19 protein-coding genes and 2 tRNA genes are annotated in these 18,660 nt (G+C 64.4%); 7 read left to right on the forward strand and 14 right to left on the reverse strand.

Going from position 1 to position 18,660, the window contains the following annotated elements; genetic code table 11:
• Nucleotide 1: 1 nt before the first annotated feature.
• Genes ACFWHR_RS00890 through pknB form a run of 5 tightly spaced genes read left to right on the forward strand, consistent with a single transcriptional unit; the run spans nt 2 to nt 7,702 of the window.
• Nucleotides 2–1,273, forward strand: a complete 1,272-nt coding sequence (locus ACFWHR_RS00890; protein ID WP_382446385.1) for a PP2C family protein-serine/threonine phosphatase — start codon at nt 2–4, stop codon at nt 1,271–1,273.
• The gene (locus ACFWHR_RS00895) at nt 1,266–2,660 is read left to right on the forward strand and encodes an FtsW/RodA/SpoVE family cell cycle protein (protein WP_382446386.1); all 1,395 of its coding nucleotides are present in this window, start codon (nt 1,266–1,268) and stop codon (nt 2,658–2,660) included. The genes ACFWHR_RS00890 and ACFWHR_RS00895 overlap by 8 nt, the downstream gene beginning before the upstream one ends.
• Complete coding sequence (locus ACFWHR_RS00900; RefSeq protein WP_382446387.1) at nt 2,657–4,144, forward strand: peptidoglycan D,D-transpeptidase FtsI family protein; 1,488 nt, start codon at nt 2,657–2,659, stop codon at nt 4,142–4,144. Before ACFWHR_RS00895 ends, ACFWHR_RS00900 begins: the two co-directional genes overlap by 4 nt.
• Nucleotides 4,141–5,928, forward strand: coding sequence for a protein kinase (locus tag ACFWHR_RS00905; RefSeq protein WP_382446388.1), 1,788 nt, complete (start codon nt 4,141–4,143; stop codon nt 5,926–5,928). Before ACFWHR_RS00900 ends, ACFWHR_RS00905 begins: the two co-directional genes overlap by 4 nt.
• 58 nt (nt 5,929–5,986) lie before the next feature.
• The gene (gene pknB, locus ACFWHR_RS00910) at nt 5,987–7,702 is read left to right on the forward strand and encodes a Stk1 family PASTA domain-containing Ser/Thr kinase (RefSeq protein ID WP_382446389.1); all 1,716 of its coding nucleotides are present in this window, start codon (nt 5,987–5,989) and stop codon (nt 7,700–7,702) included.
• A 75-nt stretch (nt 7,703–7,777) separates the two neighbouring features.
• On the opposite strand, the gene ACFWHR_RS00915 is transcribed toward pknB, so the two are convergent.
• The 3 genes from ACFWHR_RS00915 to ACFWHR_RS00925 are packed head-to-tail and all read right to left on the reverse strand — an operon-like array spanning nt 7,778 to nt 9,347.
• Nucleotides 7,778–8,413, reverse strand: a complete 636-nt coding sequence (locus tag ACFWHR_RS00915; RefSeq protein ID WP_382446390.1) for an anthranilate synthase component II — start codon at nt 8,411–8,413, stop codon at nt 7,778–7,780.
• Entirely contained in the window at nt 8,410–8,568 is a 159-nt protein-coding gene (locus tag ACFWHR_RS00920) for a hypothetical protein (protein ID WP_382446391.1), read from the reverse strand. Before ACFWHR_RS00920 ends, ACFWHR_RS00915 begins: the two co-directional genes overlap by 4 nt.
• A complete protein-coding gene (locus tag ACFWHR_RS00925) occupies nt 8,568–9,347 on the reverse strand; it encodes a class E sortase (RefSeq protein ID WP_382446392.1) in 780 nt (259 codons plus the stop codon). Before ACFWHR_RS00925 ends, ACFWHR_RS00920 begins: the two co-directional genes overlap by 1 nt.
• Nucleotides 9,348–9,428: 81 nt before the next feature.
• Between ACFWHR_RS00925 and ACFWHR_RS00930 the strand changes: the two genes are divergently transcribed.
• Nucleotides 9,429–9,704 (forward strand): cell division protein CrgA, encoded by a 276-nt coding sequence (locus ACFWHR_RS00930; protein WP_382446393.1) that lies wholly within the window; start codon nt 9,429–9,431, stop codon nt 9,702–9,704.
• Nucleotides 9,705–9,850: 146 nt separating this feature from the next.
• On the opposite strand, the gene ACFWHR_RS00935 is transcribed toward ACFWHR_RS00930, so the two are convergent.
• Both ACFWHR_RS00935 and ACFWHR_RS00940 read right to left on the reverse strand, forming a co-directional pair.
• Nucleotides 9,851–10,777 carry a rhomboid family intramembrane serine protease gene (locus ACFWHR_RS00935; protein ID WP_382446394.1) on the reverse strand — a complete coding sequence of 309 codons (927 nt, stop codon included), beginning with the start codon at nt 10,775–10,777 and terminating at the stop codon, nt 9,851–9,853.
• 12 nt (nt 10,778–10,789) lie between these two features.
• Nucleotides 10,790–11,299 carry a peptidylprolyl isomerase gene (locus ACFWHR_RS00940; protein ID WP_382446395.1) on the reverse strand — a complete coding sequence of 170 codons (510 nt, stop codon included), beginning with the start codon at nt 11,297–11,299 and terminating at the stop codon, nt 10,790–10,792.
• Between the two features lie 184 nt (nt 11,300–11,483).
• Here ACFWHR_RS00940 and ACFWHR_RS00945 point away from each other — a divergent pair, with 184 nt between their 5' ends.
• Entirely contained in the window at nt 11,484–11,975 is a 492-nt protein-coding gene (locus ACFWHR_RS00945) for a DNA/RNA helicase (RefSeq protein WP_382446396.1), read from the forward strand.
• A gap of 89 nt (nt 11,976–12,064) precedes the next feature.
• On the opposite strand, the gene ACFWHR_RS00950 is transcribed toward ACFWHR_RS00945, so the two are convergent.
• The 9 genes from ACFWHR_RS00950 to ACFWHR_RS00990 form a co-directional block, all read right to left on the reverse strand.
• Nucleotides 12,065–12,550, reverse strand: coding sequence for an NUDIX hydrolase (locus tag ACFWHR_RS00950; protein WP_382446397.1), 486 nt, complete (start codon nt 12,548–12,550; stop codon nt 12,065–12,067).
• Nucleotides 12,551–12,559: 9 nt separating this feature from the next.
• Nucleotides 12,560–13,837 (reverse strand): alpha/beta hydrolase, encoded by a 1,278-nt coding sequence (locus ACFWHR_RS00955; protein ID WP_382446398.1) that lies wholly within the window; start codon nt 13,835–13,837, stop codon nt 12,560–12,562.
• 53 nt (nt 13,838–13,890) lie between these two features.
• On the reverse strand, nt 13,891–14,868 hold the full coding sequence (locus ACFWHR_RS00960; RefSeq protein ID WP_382446399.1) for a hypothetical protein: 978 nt from the start codon (nt 14,866–14,868) through the stop codon (nt 13,891–13,893).
• Between the two features lie 8 nt (nt 14,869–14,876).
• Complete coding sequence (locus tag ACFWHR_RS00965) at nt 14,877–15,587, reverse strand: response regulator (RefSeq protein WP_382446400.1); 711 nt, start codon at nt 15,585–15,587, stop codon at nt 14,877–14,879.
• Nucleotides 15,575–16,930 carry a sensor histidine kinase gene (locus ACFWHR_RS00970; protein ID WP_382446401.1) on the reverse strand — a complete coding sequence of 452 codons (1,356 nt, stop codon included), beginning with the start codon at nt 16,928–16,930 and terminating at the stop codon, nt 15,575–15,577. Before ACFWHR_RS00970 ends, ACFWHR_RS00965 begins: the two co-directional genes overlap by 13 nt.
• Before the next feature lie 271 nt (nt 16,931–17,201).
• Nucleotides 17,202–17,672: a hypothetical protein gene (locus tag ACFWHR_RS00975; RefSeq protein WP_382446402.1), complete on the reverse strand. Its 471-nt coding sequence runs from the start codon at nt 17,670–17,672 to the stop codon at nt 17,202–17,204.
• Nucleotides 17,669–18,157, reverse strand: coding sequence for a DUF6301 family protein (locus ACFWHR_RS00980; protein ID WP_382446403.1), 489 nt, complete (start codon nt 18,155–18,157; stop codon nt 17,669–17,671). The genes ACFWHR_RS00975 and ACFWHR_RS00980 overlap by 4 nt, the downstream gene beginning before the upstream one ends.
• A gap of 149 nt (nt 18,158–18,306) precedes the next feature.
• Nucleotides 18,307–18,382: transfer RNA gene (locus ACFWHR_RS00985), tRNA-Ala, on the reverse strand.
• A 174-nt stretch (nt 18,383–18,556) separates the two neighbouring features.
• Nucleotides 18,557–18,633: transfer RNA gene (locus ACFWHR_RS00990), tRNA-Ile, on the reverse strand.
• Nucleotides 18,634–18,660 lie beyond the last annotated feature (27 nt).

Below are 18,660 nucleotides of genomic sequence, written 5' to 3' on the forward strand. Positions count from 1 at the left end.
CGTGACGGTCACGTATTCAAGCGCCATCGGCTCCCACGTCGGCATGGTGCGGTCGAACAACCAGGATTCCGCGTTCGCGGGCGACCACATCTACCTCGTTGCCGACGGCATGGGTGGCCACGCGGGCGGCGACGTCGCATCCGCGATTGCGACGAAGGCACTCGCGTCCCTCGACGTGCCGCCCACGGGCAGCCCCGAGGCAACGACCAATGTCTTGCGCACGGCGATCCTCGACGCAAATACGAAACTGCGCGCCACCGTGCGCGACAGGCCCGAGCTCGCTGGCATGGGCACCACCTTCACGGGCATCATCCCGGTGGAGGATCAGCTGGCCATTGGCCACATCGGCGATTCCCGCCTGTATCTGCTGCGCGACAACGCGCTGAAGCAGATCACCAAAGACCACACCTTCGTGCAGCGCCTCGTCGACAGCGGCAAGATCACCGAGGAAGAGGCGAAGATTCATCCTCGTCGTTCGGTGTTGATGCGTGTGCTCGGCGATGTCGACTCGTCGCCGCAAGTTGACACCATGGTCGTTGACACGCTGCCCGGCGATGTGTGGCTGCTGTGCTCTGACGGCCTCTGCGGCTACGTCGACGACGTCGACATCGAGAAGATTCTGCGCCGCCGCACGTCGCTCCAGGGTGGCGTCGACGCCCTCATCGACAAGAGCCTCGCGCACGGCGCACCTGACAACGTCACGGTCGTGCTCGTCGAGACCGAGGCTGCGCCCGCCGTGAACCCCGGCGACACCCGCGAACTCAAGCGCGAAGGTGCCCGGTTTGCCGGCTCTGCCGCGACGACCGATGACGCGATCGATGGCACCACCTCGACCGCTCGCAATCGTCTGCTCAGCCGCAAGCGGCCCGTGCGCAAGGCACCGGTTGTCGAGGAGAGCCACTTCGAATCGCGCGTCGACGAGTATCTGGCCGAACTCATGGCCGAAACACGGCGCCGCAACCGTCGCCGTCGTTTGCTGTGGGCGTTCGGTGCGATCGCGGTGCTCGTCGCCATCGGCGGCGCGCTGCTCGTCGGCTACCAGTGGACGCAGACCCGCTACTTCGTTGGCACCGACGGCGAAACCGTCGTCATCTACCAGGGCGTGCAGCAAGACATTGGCGCGTTCTCGCTCTCCTCGGTCGCGGAAGACACCGAGATCCCGCTCTCCGATCTTGACGGCCTCGAGCAGCGACAGGTGAAGCGCACGCTGAGTGCTGGCTCGCTCGAAGAGGCGCGCGACATCGTGCTGCGATTGGGGGACTCTGATGACTGATTCCCCGGCAGCGAAGGAGCCCCGCACCTTCGAGAAGACCCGCACAAGCGAAACCGTGCTGCAGCGCATCACTGCGCTGCGCGCTCCCCGTAAGTTGCAGGCACTCGAACTGGCGCTGCTCGCGTTCGCGGTGGCAATCGGCGTAGCCGCCATCGTCATCATCGACCTCACGATCGGCGGCAAGCCGTCGACCACGATGCTGCCCATGGGCATCGCGTTCGTGGTTGCACTACTCGGGTTGCACCTCACGATCCGTCGCATCGCCCCCGACGCCGACCCCCTCATCATGCCGATCGCGGCAATGCTGAACGTGGTGGGCGTCGCCATGATCTACCGCATCTCGTTCGACGAGAAGGGCGCAGACCCGGTGCGGCAGCTGCTGTGGTCGACCATCGCGGTCGTCGCGGCGATCATCGTGCTCTGGGTGATCCGAAACCACATGGTGCTCTTCCGCTACACCTATCTCACGGGCCTCGCCGCGGTCGTGCTGCTGCTACTGCCGATGCTCCCGGGCATCGGGCAGACGATCAATGGCGCGCGCGTCTGGATTCACATCGGCGGTTTCTCCTTCCAGCCCGGTGAGATCGCGAAGATCCTGCTCGCGATCTTCTTCGCTGGCTACCTCGTGCGTAGCCGCGATTCGCTCGCCATGGCGGGCAAGAAGATTCTTGGCATCCGCTTTCCCCGCGCCCGCGACCTCGGTCCGTTGATCGTGTTCTGGCTCGCGGCCATGTCGGTGCTGGTGTTCCAGCGCGACCTGGGCACCTCGCTGCTCTACTTCGGCCTGTTCCTGTCGATGCTGTATCTGGCGACTGGCAGGATCGGCTGGATCATTCTCGGGCTCGGCCTGTTCCTCGCCGGCGGCTTGCTCGCCAGCCAGACGCTCAGCTACGTCGGCAACCGCTTCGCAAACTGGCTCGACCCGTTCGCAGACCCCAACGGCGCGAGCTACCAGATGGTGCAGGGCTTGTTCGGCATGGCCAACGGCGGCATGACGGGCACCGGCCTCGGCCAGGGGTACCCGGCCGTGACCCCGCTGTCGTTCAGCGATTACATCATCCCGAGCATCGGCGAAGAGCTGGGCCTGATCGGGCTGTTCGTGATCCTCGCCGCCTACCTATTGCTCGTCGGCCGCGGCCTGCGCATCGGGTTTGCCGGGCACGATGACTTCGGCAAGCTGCTCGCGGCGGGTCTCGCATTCACCATCGCGTTCCAGGTCTTCATCGTCGTCGGCGGCGTCACCCGGGTGATCCCGCTCACCGGGCTCACCGCGCCATTCCTCGCGGCCGGTGGGTCGTCGCTCGTCTCCAACTGGATCATCATCGCGCTGCTAATTCTGCTCTCGAACTCCGTGCGCAACCGACCGAAACTGGTGATTCGCGCATGAACAAGCCACTCAAATTCATCACGCGTGCCGTCTTCGGCATGTTCATCGTGCTGTTCTTCTCGGTCACCATGATTCAGTTCGTGCAGGCCGACGATCTACGCGCGAACTCCATGAACTCGCGCGCACTCAAGAACAGTTACAAGGTCGAGCGAGGATCGATCCTCGTCGATGGCGACCCGGTCGCGTTTTCCACGCCCACGGACGATGAGTTCCGCTACGTGCGCCAATACTCGAGCGGACCGATGTACGCGCCGCTCACGGGCTACTTCTCGCGCACCCAGGGCATGACCGGCCTCGAGGCAGCAATGAACCAGGACCTCTCGGGCAGCGGCAACGCGCAGTTCTTCACACGCATCATGAACACGCTGAACGGCGTCGAGCCGCAGGGCAGCTCAATCGAGACGACGATCAACCCGGCCGCGCAGGAGGCCGCCTACACCGCGATGACCGAGAGCGGTTTCGAGGGTGCTGTCGTTGCGATCGACCCGAAGACCGGCCGCGTGCTCGCGCTGACGTCGACTCCTGGCTACGACCCGAACGTGCTGTCGAGCAACGTCGACGCCGACATCATCACCAACTACCGGCAACTGAACGACGATCCGTCGCAGCCGCTGCAGAACCGAGCAATCGCCGGCGACCTCTACCACCCGGGCTCGGTGTACAAGCTCGTGTCGGCCGCCGCCGCGATCGAGGCGGGTAAGGCGACGCCGTCGACCGAGTTCGATAACCCGGCTCAGTGGACACTGCCGCAGTCACAGTCGGTGTTGCAGAACGCCTCGCGCAGCACCTGCGGCACGGGCGCGAAGGCAACGCTCGAGCAGGCCATCGTGATGTCGTGCAACATTCCGATCGCGGAGATGACGACGAAGCTCGACGACAACGCCGTGCCCGACATGGCGGCGAAGTTTGGCTTCGGGCAGGAAATGTCGATTCCGACACCCGTCACCCCGAGCGTGTCGCCGCTCCCCGAGGGCGGAGCGCAGGTCGCGCTCTCCTCGATCGGTCAGCAGGACGTGCGCGCCACGCCGCTGCAGATCGCGATGGTCTCGGCGGGCATTGCGAACGAAGGCGTTGTCATGAAGCCGTCGCTCGTGGAGAAGGTCATCACTCCCGATCTGAAGGTCGAGAAGGAGTACGCGCCCGAGCAATTCAGCAAGCCGATTTCGAAGAAAACGGCGAGTGCGATTGCGGGCATGATGGAGCACGGCGTGAATACTCCCGAGGGACTCGCACAGAAGGCCGCCATCGATGGCGTCCGTGTCGCGGGCAAGACGGGAACCGCCGAGAACGGTACGGACGCGGACGGGAATGACCTTCCCTTTACGCTGTGGTTCACTGGTTTCGCACCGGTTGACGATCCACAGGTCGCGGTTGCCGTAGTGATCGCCGATGGCGGCGGCGCGAACTTCGGAAACGAGGGGGGTTCGTTTGATCTCCCCACAGCTGTTGGAAAACGAGTAATGGAAGCGGTGTTGAGCGAATGAGGCCAGCGGCAGGGATCACATTCGGCGGACGCTACGAGCTCAGCTCGAGGATCGCCGTAGGTGGCATGGGCGAAGTGTGGAAGGCGACCGACAGCATTATCGGTCGCACCGTCGCCATCAAGATCCTCAAAGACGAGTACATGGGCGACCCGGGCTTCCTCGAGCGCTTCCGCGCCGAGGCCCGGCACGCCGCACTCGTGAACCACGAGGGCATCGCGAACGTGTTCGATTACGGCGAGGAGCAGGGCTCCGCGTACATCGTGATGGAACTCGTTCCCGGCGAGCCCCTCTCGGCGATCATCGACCGCGAAGGCCGTCTGCCGGCGAACCGCGTGCTGGGCATCGTCGCTCAGACCGCGACCTCGCTGCAGGCCGCGCACGACGCGGGCCTCGTGCACCGCGATATTAAGCCGGGCAACCTGCTGATCACTCCCGAGGGACGCGTCAAGATCACCGATTTCGGGATCGCGCGCATCGCCGACCAGGTGCCCCTCACGGCGACCGGACAGGTCATGGGCACGGTGCAGTACCTCGCGCCCGAGCAGGCCAGTGGGCACACGGCAACCGCGGCAACCGATATTTACTCGCTCGGCGTCGTCGCCTACGAGTGCCTGGCCGGTAAGCGTCCCTTCACCGGTGAATCGCAGGTCGCGATCGCAATGGCTCAGATCAACGACACCCCGCCGGATCTGCCGAGCGACATCCCCGAGCCCGTGCGCAATCTCGTCTACTCGTGCCTCGCGAAGGACGCGGCCGACCGGCCGCTGACCGCCGCGAAGCTCGCGCAGGCGGCGACGGCGTTGCACCGGGGCGACGTGCAGCTCGCGGCCAGCTACGTTCCGCAGGTACTCGGCGACAGCCAGCCAGCGACCACCGCGCTGCCTCAGACCGTAGTGGCTGACGCCGCGACGACCGCGCTGCCCCGCACCACGGCGATGCCGGGAACGGCAACTATCCCCGAGGTCGGCGAGGAAGAGGTCGTCGAGGAAGAGCAGAAGAAGAAGCGAAGCCGGTGGACCTGGCCGCTCATTACGCTGCTCATCTTGCTCCTGCTCATTGGTGGCGGCACTGCGATCGCGCTGTTGAACGCGAACAATTCAGGGAACGACACCCCGACCACCTCGAAGACGACCACCAGCAAGACGACAAAACCCACCACGACGACGCCACCCGAGCCGACCACCGGCGCGGTCAACGGCGACGACGTAGTGGGAAAAAACGTTGATGAGGCCGTGGCGTACCTGAATGGTCTCGGCTTCACGAACGTGACGACCGAGGCCGGCAACCAGGCCCCCGACGATCAGGTCAATCTCGTGACATCGGTGAACCCGACGGGAGGCAGCGTGCCGTTCGATGAGCCCATCACGCTGACCTACAACGTCGCTTACGGGGATGCGCCGCAGCCGGGCGCACCCACCGGAGCGAGTTCGGTGAAGTCGGGCGCCGCTTTCACCGTCGCACTGCCGACGTACGTGTGCCCCACCGGCATGCAGGTGGCGAACTACAACGTGACGGTCGCCGGCGACGGATCGCTCGCGAGCATCTCGGGCACCACGGCTAACCTTGTCGCGAATGAGCTCGAAGACGGTGCCGATGATGGTTCGATCACGGTGAACTACACGGTCACCTGCCAGGGCAATGGCGCCGAGCGCATGTCGCCCGCGTCAGCTGACCTGGCGATCACCGTCGAAGCCCCCGACGCGCCTGCGACAAGCAACTCGAACGGATCGAATTCTTCGAACGGGAACCCGAACTCGTCGAACAATGGCGGCACAGACGGGTAACTGATCGGGCTCACGGCGAAATCGCTGTTCGCGTCGCGATAAACTTGAAAGGTAATCCATGACCACGGAAGAGGTGAACATGCCCGAAACGACCGGTGTCGGCGAACAGCGAATTCTCGCCGGCCGGTACGCAATCGGGGAGTTTGTCGGCCAGGGCGGCATGGCGACGGTGTACCGAGGTACCGATACGAAGCTTGGTCGCCAGGTCGCCATCAAGGTGATGAAGGCCGATCTGGCGGGAGACGCACAGTTCCGCTCGCGGTTCCGCCAAGAGGCCCAATCAGCTTCTCGCATGGCTCACCCGACCGTCGTGCGCGTCTTTGATGCGGGCGACGACCTCATTCAGACCGCTGATGGCCCGAAGCGACTGCCGTTCATCGTCATGGAGTACGTCGAAGGCACGAATCTCCGACAGCTCGAAGCAAAGGGTCGGCTCTCACAGTCGGAGGCGTGCCGCGTCGTCGACTCGGTACTGACCGCGCTCGAGTACTCCCATCGCGCCGGCATCGTGCATCGCGACATCAAGCCAGCCAACATCATGATCACCAAGAGTGGTCAGGTAAAGGTGATGGACTTCGGTATCGCTCGCGCTGTCTCAGACACCTCGTCGACGCTCCAAGAGACGACGGCGATTCTTGGCACCGCGGCCTACTTCTCTCCCGAGCAGGCCAAGGGCGAGTCGATCGACGCACGCACTGACCTGTACTCGACGGCAGTCATGCTGTACGAGCTGCTCACCGGAGACGTGCCGTTCCGCGGCGATACCGCCGTGGCGGTCGCGTATCAGCACGTGAGTGAGCGGCCGAAGCCGCCGAGCGAGCGCGAGCCAGAGGTCACCCCCGAGCTCGACCGAGTCGTACTCTACGGCTTGGCGAAAGATCGCGCGAAGCGGTTCCAGTCCGCATCGGAGTTCCGTGAGGCGCTCCGTGAAGCGGCGAACGGTCGCATGCCCAAGCTTGCCGTGCAGCAGCAAGACACGGTGCTCTTCTCCGGTGGCGAAGAGGTCTCTGAGTCTGACCTCGCACTGCGTCAACTGTCGGAGGGCGGCGGAGCCGCTCGCACACAGAGCCGCCCGCCCGTGATGTGGACGTGGGCCGCGATCCTCACCATCGGCGCGGTGATCGTCGCCGTCGTGTTTTGGCTGGTCACGCTTGCCCCGCAAGAGTTTCAGCCGGACTCCTCGAAGAAGGTGCCGGAACTCGTCGATATGGAACGCGGCGAAGCGCTCGATCTATTGCGTGGCCTCGAGCTCACCCCCGTCAGCGTCGAAAAGACGAGCGACACAGTCGCGGCAGACCACATCATTTCGACCGATCCAGAGGCCGGATCAGTGCTCACCGCCGGTGACACCATCACGATCTACATTTCGACCGGCCCCGAGACCGCGAAGGTCCCCGCGATCGGCCGCATGACTGAGGACGAGTACAAGCAAAAGCTTGCGGATCTCGGGCTCAGCGTCAGCGTCGTGTCAAAAGAAGAAAACCCAACGGAGTCGGCCGGTCGCGTGCTCAGTGTCACTCCCGCCCCCGGCACTGATGTGCAATCGGGCTCGGGTATCGACATCACGATCTCGAGCGGCAATGTAGCTATTCCCGACGTCGTTACGCAGCCCATGCAGGTCGCGAAGTCGATGGTAGACAGTCTCGGACTCAATGTGAAGTACACGCCGGAACCCACGTGTCCGACGGTCGAGGGCTACCCGATCATCGAGCAGTCAACCGTTGGCGTGCAGGCGCAGCGTTCCGACCTCGAGCTGAAGTACTGCGCGGGCTGAAGTACCCCTGGCTGAGCCCCGCTCGGTCAGTGGAACTTCGCACAGGCTGAGCCCCGCTCGCCCCGCTATCCCCACTCACTCAGTGAGCAGCGGGGATAGCGTGCGAGCGACCTCTGCAGCGTTCGGTACTCCGACCACGGTCAGCCAATTGCCGAGCTGCTGGTAGCCGCCCTCGGTCAGCACCGACTCGGGGTGGTACTGCACTCCGTAGATCGGCAGCTGCTGGTGGCGTACGGCCATCACGATACCGGTTGCCGTCTCTGCCGTGATCACCAGGCTCTCGGGAACCGTGTCTCGCACAACGGCGAGCGAGTGATACCGCGTTGCATCGAATTCGGCCGCCACTCCAGCGAAGAACGCGTCGTCGGTGTGGTGCACGCGTGACACCTTGCCGTGCATGAGCTCTTCGGCGTGCGTCACCGTCGCGCCGAGCGCCTCCGCAATGGCCTGGTGCCCCAGGCAGACGCCGAGCAGGGGCACGCCAGTGCGCAACGCGAGCTCCACCATCGCGATGGAGACACCGGCGTCAGTGGGCGTGCCGGGGCCCGGCGAGATCAGCACGCCGTCGAACTCTGCGACGAGCGCTTCGAGTTCACCGACGCTCACGTCGTCATTGCGAATCACGCGCGTCTCAGCGCCTAGCTGCTGGAGGTAGCCGTTGAGCGTGTAGACAAAGCTGTCGTAGTTGTCGATAACCAAGACTCTGCTCATGTGCCGACCGTCACTTCCTCGCCAGGCATCTGCGTGGCGACCCAGGGGTAAACGTACGCGATCAGCGCGTACACGATCACGGCCGCGACGAGCAGCAAGACAATGACCCGAAGCCAAGCGGGGCCGGGGAAGAACCGCCACAGTATGGAAAACACTATTCCTGGTCCCCTCTCAGCGCTTGCGTGCCCTCCAGCGTCGGGTTGAGCTTGCGCAGCTCTTCGGGTGCACCCGCGCTGCGCGGCTGGAAGCCCTCATAGACAGAGTAAGCGATTGCGCGCTCCGCGCTGCCGGCAAGTTTCGGGTGGCACGTCGTGAGAGTAAGAATCTGGTCTTCTCCCGGTGTGCCCTCGAGGCGCGGGAACGGGTTCAGCACGTCGACCTCGTCGGGCGTGACGTACTCGATCGACCGGAAGCGGTAGGTGTACCAGCCGTCGGCGGTCTCCACGAATAGTGGATCGCCAACACGCAAGTTCATCACCTCGCGGAACGCGTTGATGAGCGGGCCCGAGCGGTGCCCCGCCAGCGCGAAGTTGCCTGGCTCACCCGGCATTTGTGTCGTCTCGTAGTGACCGATGCCTTTGTCGTCGAGGTTGAGCACCGTGTCCCAGTCGGTCGTTTCGGCGACGCGGTTCGCGTATGTCGTTCCGAACGACGGCACGTGCAACACGGCAAAGACCTCACCAGCGGGCGGTGCCTCCGGAACGGGAACCACACCGTCAAACGGCTCGGTCGAGGCCTCGCTGTCCCACCGGGCAGAGTCTTTCGTCGAGAGCTCGGTCTGCTTTGCTGTGACGCCGACGCCGGTGTGCCAGGGCTGCCACACGATGTAGCCCATGACCGCGAGGCCACCGATTAACAGCAGCTCGCCCATCACCGTCAATGGGCTCAACCGGGCGCGACGGCGCCGGCGGCCTCTCTCGACTGTCTCACTCACTCCCACATTGTAGAACGCGGTCACTGGGCGCGAGCCCGGTTCCACCTGAGTTCCAGCCTGGTTCCGGCTAGACTGTCACGCATGGCAGCAGCTGGAAAAGACGTAAGTAAGCGCAAGTCCGCCGAGGTCGCACAGAATCGTGCGGACCTCGCGGCTGCACGTAAGGACGCCCCGAACCCGGTGTGGTTCAAGCCGGTGATGTTCGGCTTCATGCTGCTCGGGCTGATCTGGATCGTGCTCTACTACATCACGAGCGCCGGTCTGCAGCTGCCCGTTCCCGCGTTCGGCCAGGCCAACATCTTCATCGGCTTTGGCCTCGTACTCATCGGATTCCTGATGACTCCGTGGTGGAAGTAACGCGTATCTGAGCCAAATCACACCGGTGTAATTCTCCCCAACTGGGGATGAACCTGTGGATAACTGACTGAGGCCCCCGGCAATTGCCGGGGGCCTCAGTCAGTTCCGGGCGCGGAACCTGAGTCGGTGCGCCGCTGACGCGGAGGTCAGCCTACAAAGTTCACCGCGGGGGTCACAGCGAAGTACGCACCACACAGCAGTACCAGCACAGCTCCGAGGCCGATGAGACTCCAGACTCGCAATTGGCGTCGTCGCGGGCCGCGAGTAGCGAGGATCAGCCACATTGTCACGGCGCCGACGATCATCCCACCGACGTGGGCCTGCCACGAAATCGCAGCCCCCGGGATGAAACCAAACGCAAGGTTGATCGCTATCAGCACGGCAAGCGACGTGATATTGGTGCGCGCCGCCTTCATCGCGACGAGCGTCGCCGCGAGGATTCCGAAGATTGCACCTGACGCGCCCACCGTGGGAGACACGAGAGTCTGCGGATCAACGTAGGCCCACATCATCACGCCGAGCGATCCGCCAATCCCTGCGAAGGCATACAGCGTCGCAAATGCCCAGCGACCGATCGCCTGTTCGAGATTGCGGCCGAACAGCCACAGCGCGTACATGTTGAACAGAATGTGGAAGATGAACCCCGGCGAGTGCGTGAACATCACCGTGAACATGCGCCACGGCTCGAACGCGCCTGGCATCGAGTACAGCGGCGCGTACCAGAGCGCCGCGGTCACCTCGTTCCCACCCAGATTGGCACTCAGCCACTGCGCAATGAAGATCACGACGCAAATCGCCATAATGGCGTAGGTCACCGGGGTGTCGAGAGCGGCAATGCGGCGACCTGCAACCCGGGTCGAACGCGCAGCGCGCTTCGTTACGGGCGCCTGCATCTCCTTCATGCACTCGGGGCAGAGCACCCCGACGGGCGAGACGACCTGGCAATCAGCGCAGATCGTCCGCCCGCAGCGCTGGCACAGCGCGAAGCTGTGCACGCGCGGGTGGCGGTAACAGACGTCGTCAGGGCCGGGTTCGACGCGTTCGCCGAAGGCCGGCCCCGACTCGTTGGTCACCTGAGATCGTCCTTAGGCTGCGACGACGTCGACGCCGGAGATCACAACGTCTTCGACGGGGCGATCCTGAGCACCGGTGGGCACTGCCGAAATTGCGTCGACGACGGCCTTCGATGCGTCATCAGCGACCACACCGAAGATGGTGTGCTTGCCGTTCAGCCAATCGGGGGCGATCGTCGTGATGAAGAACTGCGAACCGTTGGTACCTGCGAGGCGCCCGGTCATGTCGGGGCGCTTGCCGGCGTTCGCCATAGCGAGCTGGTAAGGCTCGGTGAAGCCAAGCTCGGGGTGGATCTCATCGTCGAAGTTGTAGCCGGGGCCGCCGGTGCCGGTGCCGGTCGGGTCGCCGCCCTGAATCATGAAGTTCGGGATGATTCGGTGGAAGATGACGCCGTCGTAGAAGCCCTTCTCAGACAGGTCGACAAAGTTCTTGACCGTCTTCGGGGCGTGGTCGCCGAAGAGGTTGACGACGATGTCGCCGTGATTGGTGTGAATGGTCGCTACAGAAGAGTGAATCGTCATGCGACCAGTGTAGGCCGCGAGGGGTGAGAGCACAGTGTTGTCAAGCCCCCCTGGACCCTGGGAAACCCTGACAAGGCGCGGCTTGCAGGGGTGACAACTGACGAGCGAGGGCCGGTTCGGTGTAGCGTTGGGGATACGGGTGACACCACTCATAGGATTGCCTCGTCGAGCAAGGAGGATACGAATGAATCTCTCACGTAAGCGCCGCCGCGAACTCCGTAAGCTGCGGAAAAACGCCCAGGAGCTGCTCGACCAGCAGCGCGTCGTGCTGGGGCACGCCGGGGAGGTGCTCGGTCAGGCCGGGGGCCAGGCCCGCCGCCTCAGCGATGAGCACCTCGCACCGCGGGTCGACGAAGCGCTTGAGGCCGTGCGCCCGACGATCGATCGTGGCGTGACTTCAGCGCGTCGCGCCGCCGAGGCCGTACGCCGCGCCACGACTCCGTTCGTCGCGAGCGCCCTGGCGCGCACGATTCAGGCACTCGACGAGATCGACAACCCGAAGGCCGCGAAGCAGGTTCGCGGGTTCGGCGAGCGTTCGGGCTACCTGAAGCCGAAGAAGAGCAAGGGCGGCATCGTTGCGCTCGGTCTCGGCGTCGCGGCCGCGGTCGGCGTGGGTTATGCGCTCTGGCAGGCTTTCCGCACCGATGACGAGCTCTGGGTCGCACCCGAGAACTAAACTCGCTGCTGCACTGCAGTCACTGCGGTAAATGGCGTCCTGGCTTTCGAGCCGGGGCGCCATTTGTTTATGCACGCCTCGGTCTACAGCTACTTGCGCGGCTTGGCAGGGCGGTTCTGCCGGTTCGCACCCTTACCGGGCTTAGTCGGCGGGCGCCGATTGATGCCGGCCATGCGCAGACCAGTCTGCACAAGCGACAGTGTGCGCAGCGACTTGATCTCGCGCAGCGGCACCCAGCGCGCTTCGTCAGAGGAGCCGTCGACCTCGTTGCGGAGTGGCCCATCGTTCACGGTCGCGCGATAGACAATGCGAATCGTGTGCAGTTCAGGATCGTCGCCAGCGGGCACTTCTTCCCGCACCATCACGCGCGAGTCGACGCCGAGCAACTTACCGACGCGCGCTTCGAGGCCGGTTTCCTCTGCGACCTCTCGCACGACGGTGTCGCGGGGATCCTCGCCGTTTTCGATACCGCCCCCGGGCAGCGTCCAGCCGTGCAAATGACCACGTCGCCAGTGTGTGAGCAGGATCTTGCCGCGCCGCTCTACCACCGCGTAGGCAGCCACTCGAAGATCCATGATCAGAGCCTAGTCGTTCGGGGTGGCTCTCAGCTCCGCGCGCGCCGAGGGTCCGTGAGCCGCCGAGCGCGCCTGCGCGGCGGCCCACCCGGTCAGCCAGCGGTCAAGCCGATCGTACGCTTCAGCACGAACGTCGACGCGCGACAGAAAGACGTCGTGTAGCGCCCCTTCGAGCCGATCAATAGTGAGGGTATCGCCGAGACGCAACGACGCCTTCGCGATCTCGTCCACCTCGAGCACGGTGTCTGCGCTCGTCAGAGCGGGATCCCAGCGCAGCGGAATGGCCGAACGCGCCGAGAGCAGCATCACGATCGGCGCCGTGATCGACAGACCACGACTCACGCGCGCGTGACCGTCGAGAATGGCACGCAGCCACCCCGTGATCACCGCGTGGCTTTGCGCCGGCCGCCACCGCTCATCGACGAGATCGAGCTCGTCGCGGGGCCCGACTTCGCGCTGGGCGCGCGTGTAGAGGCCAGAATCGAATTGCGGGGCCGAATCATGCAGATTGAATCGGGCGCCAAGGTGCAGCAGCGGGGCGAGCAGCTGACGGCCCGCACCGGTCAACTGAAACTCGAGCCATGGGCTGTTGAGCACAATTCCGTGCGCGCGGTTCGGGTGGGTCGATGCCCACAGGCTGAGCACGAGGCCGCCGGTGGAGTGGCCGAACAGGAGCAACTTGCGATCGCTGTCCCCTGGTGCCGAGTCAGCTGGCACCGGGTGCCCAATTGCGTCGAGCGCCATGCCGATTTCAAGATCGTAGTCATCGAGATTCTCGATGTAGCCGGGTGTCTGGCCGTCCCGAAGACTGCGGCCGTACTTGCGCAGGTCGAGCGCGTAGAAACGCGCGCCGCGATCGGTCCAGAACTTCGCCATCGTGCGTTGGAAGAAATAATCGGACCAGCCGTGCACGTAGAGCACGTCAACATTCTCAAGCAATCGATGGCGCCCGAGCACTCGGTCAAAGAACGACCGCGCTGTAGGCAGCGACCGCACGAGCGTCGCGACCATCGGCCCTTCGTCGTCAGCGCCCAAATCAAGCTCGGCCGCCTCGAACCCGTCGCCGAGCACGTCTGGCGCCCACGCGAGCGGTCCCGGCTCTACGGGCGGCGGCTTCGGCGTGCGCGGAACGAGCACATTGTCGGGGGCGGGGGCGAGTGATCCCGAACGAGAGGAGTAGCGCCCCGCGGGAGCCGGAGCGGCCGGGCCCGCCGGGAGCCGAGTGCTCGGGGCCGGGGTCACTGGCCCTGGACCGCCGTGTCGCGCCGATACCCCACCCTGCTCCATAGCCCCAGTGTACGTGGGGAGGGGCAGGGCGGGGTCAGATCGGCTGTCGCTCGCTACTTCAGCGTGACCTGGGCGGCTTCCGCGCGTACCGACACGGCGTGCTTCGACGACTCGTCAATTGAGAGCTGGTTCTTCACTTCGCCGAGCTCTGAAGCGATGTCGACTCGATAATCTGCCTGGGGAAGATCGATCACTGCGCGACCCGTGGCGGCGTTCACGGCCACGCGATCCGGCGCCTTGCCCGTGAGGTTCACCTCCGCAGAACCCGCTGCGACCTCGACCTCGGCTGTGCGTACCCCAGCGAGATCGATTACGGCCTTGCCCGCTTCGACATCGACGGCGGCGCTCTGCGCCTCGCCGTCGATGCGCGCCTCCCCCGCATCGACACTGAGATCGAGTTCACGGAAGGATCCAGTGGCCTGCAGCGCCCCACCTTCAAGACTGATGTCAGCGTCAAGGGTGCCAGTTTCGCTCAGCGACTTCGGAAGCGTCAGCGTGGCGGTCGTGTGATTTCCGTCGGCACAATTGAACAGGCAGCTGACGCCGCGATTGGGAGTCTCCACCGAGAGCTGACCCTCATCGACGGCGAGCTTCCAGGCATCCGCGCTTGGCCCCGCGACCGTGAGTTCGGCCTCCGAGACATCACCGAACGCGAGTGTGAAATCAGCGGCCCCGATTTCGAGGTCGAGAGACGAGACGCCGTCGATTGCCATCGTGTACGACTGCTCGCCGGTCGGCCCGTCGGCATCGGGCACGGCTGCAACATCAGACTGGTCGTCGAACGTGTCGAAGTCGTCGAAGTGTTCGCCGCCGCTGCTAGCCGCACCGTCCACGATCGATTCAAGCGAATCCACGCGCATCGGTGATAGCGCCGCATACGTCGCTGAAGCACCGACGGCGACGAGCGCAACGCCCCCCACGACGGCAGTCACTGCGACGATCGTGCGCTTGGCGGTTGTTGCCCGACTCGAGGGCTGCGGAGTCGGCTGCGGCATCTGCTGCGGCTCGTTGGGGTTTCCTGGGGCGTTCATTCGGGCGTTCATGCTGAGGCTCCGGTCTGTGTGTTCGGGTAATTGTGGTCCGCGTCGCCTGGCGCGGTCGCTCCCACGCTTTCGAAGTGCGCAATGGCCGCGAGTACGCGACGATTGCCGCCGCCGTCTGGCTCCAAGCCAAGCTTCTGGAAGATTGCAGTGATGTGCTTTTCGACACTCGCTTCCGAGAGGAACAGGAGGGAGGCGATCGCCTGATTCGAGCGGCCCTCGGCGAGCGCTGCGAGCACGGTGCGCTCGCGTTCGGTGAGCGCGCGCATGCGGTCATCTCGCGAGCGCCTCGTCAGCAATTGCGCAACGACCTCCGGGTCAAGCACCGTCGCGCCGTCGGCAATGCGCTGAACGGATTCGATGAACTCCCCCACGTCTGCGACGCGATCCTTCAGCAGGTAGCCAAATGCGCCGCCCTGGGCCGCGATGAGCTCACTCGCGTATCGCTCCTCGACGTACTGGGACAGCACGAGCACGGGCAGGCCGGGCCGAGTACGGCGAAGTTCGAGCGCGGCGAGTATGCCCTCATCGGTGAACGTGGGCGGCAGCCGCACGTCGAGGATGCACAGTTCGGGGTCGGTCGTTGCCACAGCCCCGGCGAGCTCGCTCGCCTCGGGCAGCGCCGCGACAACGGTGTGCCCACCGTGCTCAAGCAGCCGCACCAGGCCCTCGCGCAAGAGGACAGAGTCCTCACAGATCAGGATGCGCACGGTACGCTCACCTCCAACGCGGTCGGCCCGCCCTGCGGGCTGTCGAGGCGTGTCGTACCGCCGGCCGCAAGTACCCGGTTCATGACGCCGTCGAGCCCGCCTCCCGGCGTGACACGCGCGCCACCGATACCGTTGTCTTCGACGCGCGCCCACAGCTGGGGCGGCAGTGTCGTGTCTGCGTCGCGAACGCGCACGGTGACTCGTGCTTCACTCGCCCGCGAGTGCTTTGCCGCGTTCGTGAGTGACTCAGCGATGGCGAAGTAGACCGCGGCCTCTGCCTCCCGGCTGTAGCGCTCGCTCAGGCGAACATCGACCTGCACAGGGATGTGCGATCGAGCTGCCAGCGCCGACAGTGCCGCGTCAAGTCCGCGATCATCAAGCACCGAGGCGTAGATGCCTCGCGCCAGCTGCCGCAGCTCGGTGATGGCGGCCTTTGTTGACGCGTGCGCCTCCGCAACGAGGAGCTTCGCCGCTTCCGGGTCGCTATCGATCTTCTCCTGTGCCAGACCAAGCGTCATCCCCACCGACACCAGGCGCGGCTGTACGCCATCGTGGAGGTCACGTTCGATGCGCGTTCGCTCGACATCAGCGGCGCGCACGGCGCCCTCCCGCTGCTGTGCCGAGACGCGTGCGTGTTCGGTGAGTTCCGCGTTGGTGGCTCCAGAGCCGATGATGGCGACGGTGATCACCCGGTGCAGCAGTGCCAGTCCGACGATGCACGCTGCGCTCAGCAGCATGCCGACGATGCCTGGCTGCCACCACACGTTGAAGGTGCGGAACATCGAGATGAACGAGTGCACAAAGCCCTGTGCGAGCCCCAGCACGGCGGCTCCCATCGCGCTCGCGATCGCGAAACTGGCGACCGAGCGCCACATAGACCCGTCGACCGACTGCCGCAGCACTGAGCCGAACCAGCCCCCGAAGCCCGGCGTGCGCCGCGGCTGCCAGCGCGGCTCGGTGACCTGCAGGTTGTAGAGGCCGCCAACGCGGTAGTTCTCAAACCAGGCGATACCGAAAAGCGCGTACACAACGGCGACGAGGAGAACGATGCCGACGCCGATAATGAGCATGCCGATGCCCGTGCCCAAGATGGTGAGAAGCAGCACGGTGAGCGTGAAGCCGACGAACCCGAGGGCCGCTAGGTGCAGCAGGGTCAGCGCGATGCGGTACGGGGCGCGAACCGCCGGCTTTGCCTCGGGGGCCGCAGAGGGCACCGGTGCCGGAGGTGTCTGTTCGGGGAGCGGCACAGTCTGCTGCGCATCAGTTGCCGGTGCGGCGGCCGATGTCGCTTGCAACGGCGCGAAGGGCGTCGTTACCGCTGAGGTGTCAAGAGGTGTGGTCATGCTTCTAAGCTAGGCGCTGCGCGCGCTGAGCGGCAGCGAGGCAACCCGAGACCTCGATTCGGGGTTTCCCTACCTTCGGCAGTTCTCACTCGCATTGCCATGCTCTCACTCGCGCATCGCGTCTGAGATCGCAAGCTCGAGTCAGCGACGTTCCACGTGAAACGAGCTCTCGTCCACCCTCACCAGTGCAAGGTCTGCGGGGTCGGGCGTGAAGATTTGCTCGACCGCCACACCGAAGGTGGCCGCGAGTCGCAATGCGCTCAACCACGTGTTAGTTGGTGGCAAGGCCGAGTCTCGGGAGCTTAAGCGAGGATTCCCCGCGGTCGAGCCTCGCAATTCGCTCAGGTGACCAAGTCACACCCGCGGGCATCTGCTCTGGTTCCCGCCATGCGCGGTACCTCAGGTAGTCAGGGCTCGGAATGCCGTAGGCGTCTCGAAGGGCCGTCACGCAGCGACCGGCGAGTAGTTGGTATTCGGCCGTGAGAGCGGGAAGCTCCAGCGAGGACGTCCAGTTCGGTACGTCAAAGCTTGCTGCAGTCCAGCCCGCCGCCGACAGCGTCGCCTCGTTGGCGATTGCGACGACCTCCGTTCCCGGTGCTTCAGCGTCCAACCGCTGCTGTCCACCGGCGAACTGCACATAGCGGCGGGGATCAGCTCCCGATGCGATGATCAGAAAGACGCGTTCAGTGACGCTGCGGAGTGCCGAAGCGAGGCCGTGCTCGAACCCGATCCAGTCAGTCATTCGTACCTCTCCATCTTGCGTGCAAGGGCTGCGCCCTGCGGAGTGTCGTACGTTACAGACACACCTCTCAGGGCGCGCGTGACGGTGACGCGTGCCGTCTGCGTGACTTCCCACCGCGCAGTTGCCACTTCGCCGTCGTCTTGAAGTTGCGGCACGCCCCAGCGTGACTTTCCTTCTCGCACGATGAGCGTGAACGCGTCGCCGAGAAACGCCAACGAGTTGTCTGTCACATCCCGAATGGTGTCAGTGACGTCCAGACCACAATCCATCAGCTGATCTTTCAACTCGATCATCATCACGTCAGCGTTACTGAGGCTCGACACCGAATTCACCAGATACGTCTCCTGATTCTCGTCCTCGGTGATCCACCCGAAACGCTGCACGGCTCGCTGCTGCGCATCACCCTTCGACATCGGCCAAGCTTCGCCGATCCAGAAGTCGATGATGTCACAGACATCCGCAGGAGCCATTGCCTTCCAGTTCATATAAGAACCCTAGCTTCGGGACATCGTGTGCCGTCAGCTCTGAGAGGCCACAAACACTGCTTCATCACCGTCGATTCGCGTCAGCCGCCGAGGTCTGGGATCAAGAAAGCCCCCGGTCGCTGCGATCTCTCGCGTAAACCAGGGGCTTGTGGTGGATCCTGGGAGAATCGAACTCCCGACATCCTGCTTGCAAAGCAGGCACTCTACCAACTGAGTTAAGGACCCGAGTGGACTTCGAAAAGTTCCGCTCACTGTTCTGGCCAGAGACCGGAACAACTTGATCTACTTTACAGACTCGTTGCCCGATGTGCAAAAGCGGGCCGCGCAGGGCGTGGCGGATGCCGCTCCCCCACACAACAACGAAGGCCCCGCCAAACTGGCGGGGCCTTCGTGCGGTTGTGGTGGGGCTACCAGGATTTGAACCTGGGACCTCTTCATTATCAGTGAAGCGCTCTAACCAACTGAGCTATAGCCCCTCGACCAAGAAATGACTCTACCCGAAT

Origin of the sequence: Leucobacter sp. NPDC058333 (genome assembly GCF_042726155.1) — a bacterium.
Taxonomy (GTDB): domain Bacteria; phylum Actinomycetota; class Actinomycetes; order Actinomycetales; family Microbacteriaceae; genus Leucobacter.

Coding starts and splice junctions, on each gene's coding strand:
- ACFWHR_RS00975 (WP_382446402.1), bottom strand. CDS start 17,672: ATGACTGACTGGATCGGGTTCGAGCACGGCCTCGCTTCGGCACTCCGC.
- pknB (WP_382446389.1), top strand. CDS start 5,987: ATGACCACGGAAGAGGTGAACATGCCCGAAACGACCGGTGTCGGCGAA.
- ACFWHR_RS00940 (WP_382446395.1), bottom strand. CDS start 11,299: ATGACGATTCACTCTTCTGTAGCGACCATTCACACCAATCACGGCGAC.
- ACFWHR_RS00895 (WP_382446386.1), top strand. CDS start 1,266: ATGACTGATTCCCCGGCAGCGAAGGAGCCCCGCACCTTCGAGAAGACC.
- ACFWHR_RS00945 (WP_382446396.1), top strand. CDS start 11,484: ATGAATCTCTCACGTAAGCGCCGCCGCGAACTCCGTAAGCTGCGGAAA.
- ACFWHR_RS00980 (WP_382446403.1), bottom strand. CDS start 18,157: ATGAACTGGAAGGCAATGGCTCCTGCGGATGTCTGTGACATCATCGAC.
- ACFWHR_RS00955 (WP_382446398.1), bottom strand. CDS start 13,837: ATGGAGCAGGGTGGGGTATCGGCGCGACACGGCGGTCCAGGGCCAGTG.
- ACFWHR_RS00905 (WP_382446388.1), top strand. CDS start 4,141: ATGAGGCCAGCGGCAGGGATCACATTCGGCGGACGCTACGAGCTCAGC.
- ACFWHR_RS00900 (WP_382446387.1), top strand. CDS start 2,657: ATGAACAAGCCACTCAAATTCATCACGCGTGCCGTCTTCGGCATGTTC.
- ACFWHR_RS00930 (WP_382446393.1), top strand. CDS start 9,429: ATGGCAGCAGCTGGAAAAGACGTAAGTAAGCGCAAGTCCGCCGAGGTC.
- ACFWHR_RS00970 (WP_382446401.1), bottom strand. CDS start 16,930: ATGACCACACCTCTTGACACCTCAGCGGTAACGACGCCCTTCGCGCCG.
- ACFWHR_RS00915 (WP_382446390.1), bottom strand. CDS start 8,413: ATGAGCAGAGTCTTGGTTATCGACAACTACGACAGCTTTGTCTACACG.
- ACFWHR_RS00960 (WP_382446399.1), bottom strand. CDS start 14,868: ATGAACGCCCCAGGAAACCCCAACGAGCCGCAGCAGATGCCGCAGCCG.
- ACFWHR_RS00950 (WP_382446397.1), bottom strand. CDS start 12,550: ATGGATCTTCGAGTGGCTGCCTACGCGGTGGTAGAGCGGCGCGGCAAG.